The organism is Pseudonocardia pini (assembly GCF_013870575.1).
Lineage (GTDB): Bacteria > Actinomycetota > Actinomycetes > Mycobacteriales > Pseudonocardiaceae > Pseudonocardia > Pseudonocardia pini.
This window is the reverse complement of the sequence record NZ_JACBXB010000741.1, coordinates 1-2,734: the sequence shown is the minus strand read 5'-3', so window position 1 is coordinate 2,734 and position 2,734 is coordinate 1. Positions and strand designations below refer to the sequence as shown.

Genomic DNA, 2,734 nt, shown 5'->3' with positions numbered 1-2,734 from the left:
CGGTCGAGCTCGACCTCGACGGCGCCGTGCGGGTGGTGGGCGGCGCGGTCACCACCAGCGCCCTGACCAGCCCGGCCACCGCGATCGAGATGCTGACCTCGGGGACCACGGGCCCGCCCAAGCGGGTGCGGCTCTCCGTCGCGCAGCTGAACGGCTCGCTGACCGCGGGTGGCCGGACGCCGAGCCCGCACGCGCTACTCTCCCGGTCCGTGTCGCTGGTCGCCACCCCGATGGTCCACATCGGAGGGCTGTGGGGTGCCGTCGGCACGCTCTACGCCGGGCGGCGCATCGTGATGCTGCGGAAGTTCGCCGTCGAGCCGTGGGCCCGTGCGGTGGAGACCTACCGCGTCCGGGCCGCGGGCCTGGTGCCCGCGGCCATCCGGGCGGTGCTGGACGCCGACGTCGCACCCGAGCGGCTGGCGTCGCTGCAGGTGGTGACGGCGGGGACGACGGCCTGCCCGCCCGAGCTCGCCCAGCGCTTCTTCGACCGGTACGGCGTGCGGGTCCTCTCGATCTACGGCGCCACGGAGTTCGCGGGCGCGGTCGCGGGGTGGACCTACCCGCTGCACGAGCGGTGGTGGGGGACCAAGGCGGGCAGCGCGGGGCGGCCCTTCCCGGGCGTCGCGATGCGGGTCACCGCCGACGGGGGGCGGCCGCTGTCCTCCGGGGAGGTCGGCAGGCTCGAGGTGCGCACGGCGCAGTCCCCGCGTGGGGCACAGGAGTGGATGCCCACGAGCGACCTCGCCCGGATCGACACCGACGGGTTCCTCTGGATCACCGGCCGGGCCGACGACACGATCGTCCGCGGCGGGTTCAAGATCCAGCCCGACACCGTCAAGCGGGTGCTCGAGAGCCACGCCGCGGTGCGGGAGGCCGCCGTCGCGGCGCTTCCCGACGAGCGTCTCGGTGCCGTGCCGGTCGCCGCGGTGGAGGTCGAGGCGGGCAGGCGGCGGCCGACCGTCGAGGAGCTGCTCGCCCTGTGCCGCACCGAGCTCACCCCCTACGAGATCCCGAAGCACCTGCTGGTGCTCGACGCGCTGCCCCGGTCGCCGTCGAGCAAGGTCAGCCGGGTGGACCTGCTCGACCTCATCCGCGAGGCCGTCGACGCCGGCGACCGAGCCCGAACCGCACCTCGACGAGGAGACGCGTGACCAGCACCGAGGAAAGGCCCGAGAAGACCGCCGAGACCTTCGGTGTGCTCACCGACGAGGCCTTCGAGCGCTCGCGGCGACGCCTGGGCGTGCCGCAGCCGCAGTACGGCAGGATCCACAACTACGAGGTGACGTGGGACGGGGCGCGCCACTTCGCCTACGGCTACGGCGACGACAACCCGCTCTACTGCGACCCCGCGTACGCCGCGGGCACGCGGTGGGGTTCCCTCGTCGCCCCGCCGACGTTCCTCTACACGATGGGCGAGGACGCCGCGCCCAAGCCGGACCCGGAGACCAAGGCCCTGCTCAAGGGCGACCCGTTCGCGGGGCTGGGCTCCTACCAGGCCGTCATGGAGTTCGAGTGGTGGCGGCCGCTGCAGCTCGGCGACCGGTGCACGCTGCTACAGGCGCAGGTGGGTGTGGCGGAGAAGGCCTCCACCTTCGGCGGGCGCACCGCGCACGTCACGAACGACTTCCTCTACGCCGACGGCGAGGGACGGATGCACGCCGTGCGCCGGGGCACCTGGATCAACGCCGAGCGGCACACCTCGCGCAAGCGGGCCAAGGAACAGCTGGTCCAGGAGCCGTACACCCCCGAGCAGCTGGCCGAGATCGACGCCGCCTACGCGGCCGAGACCCGGCGCGGCGCCACCCCTCGCCACTGGGAGGACGTGCAGGTCGGTGACGAGCTGCAGCAGCGGGTCAAGGGTCCGCTGACGACCACCGACGTCGTCGTGTGGCACCTGGGGTGGGGGATGCAGCTCACCCCGCCGGGGGCCTTCAAGATCGCCGCCGGCATCCGTCGCAAGGCGCCGGGTCTCTACCCCCCCAACGCGCTGAACGTGCCCGACACCGTGCAGCGGCTGCACTGGGACCCCACCCGGGCGCGCGAGCTGGGCCTGCCGAACTCCTACGACTACGGCGGCATGCGGGAGACCTGGCTCGCCCACATCGTCACCGACTGGATGGGCGACGACGGCTGGCTGTGGAAGCTGCGGTGCGAGCACCGCAGGTTCAACTACGTCGGTGACGTCACGTGGGTGCGCGGCGAGGTGGTCGACAAGCGGCGGACCGCCGCGGGCGCCGAGGTCGACCTGCGGATCTGGTGTGAGAACCAGCGCGGGGAGATCACCACCCCCGGCACGGCGGTCGTGCTGCTGCCCACCAGGGACGCCCCCGTCACACTGCCGGAACCACCCGCGCCCGACCTCGAGGGCACGCTCGCCCACGAGCTCGCGCTGCACAGCATCGGCGACGGTGGCGCGCGATGACGATCCGGATCACCGAGAAGGACCACGCCGTCGTCGTGACGATGGCGTGGACGCAGAAGCGCAACGCGATCGGTCCCGCGGAGGCCGACGAGCTGGCGGAGGCGATCCGCGCCGCCGGTGAGCGGGCGTCGTCGGCGGTGGTGCTGACCGGCGAGGGCGCGTTCAGCGCGGGCGGTGACCTGCCCGCGATCTCCGAGATCTCCCGGACCCTCAGCCGTGAGCAGATCCGCGACACCGTCTACTCGCGGTTCCAGGGCATGGTCCGCGCGCTGCGGGAGTGCCCGGTGCCGACGATCGCCGCGGACTACGACC

The 2,734-nt window shown here is 73.4% G+C and carries 3 protein-coding genes; all 3 read left to right on the top strand.

Going from position 1 to position 2,734, the window contains the following annotated elements:
* Positions 1-1,151 (top strand): ANL family adenylate-forming protein (locus H5J29_RS28145; RefSeq protein ID WP_181784016.1); only part of this gene is annotated, 1,151 nt, incomplete at its 5' end.
* Complete coding sequence (locus H5J29_RS28140) at positions 1,148-2,422, top strand: FAS1-like dehydratase domain-containing protein (RefSeq protein ID WP_181784015.1); 1,275 nt, start codon at positions 1,148-1,150, stop codon at positions 2,420-2,422. The genes H5J29_RS28145 and H5J29_RS28140, both read left to right, overlap by 4 nt.
* Positions 2,419-2,734: enoyl-CoA hydratase/isomerase family protein (locus H5J29_RS28135; RefSeq protein ID WP_181784014.1), on the top strand; the 316-nt coding region annotated here is incomplete at its 3' end. The genes H5J29_RS28140 and H5J29_RS28135, both read left to right, overlap by 4 nt.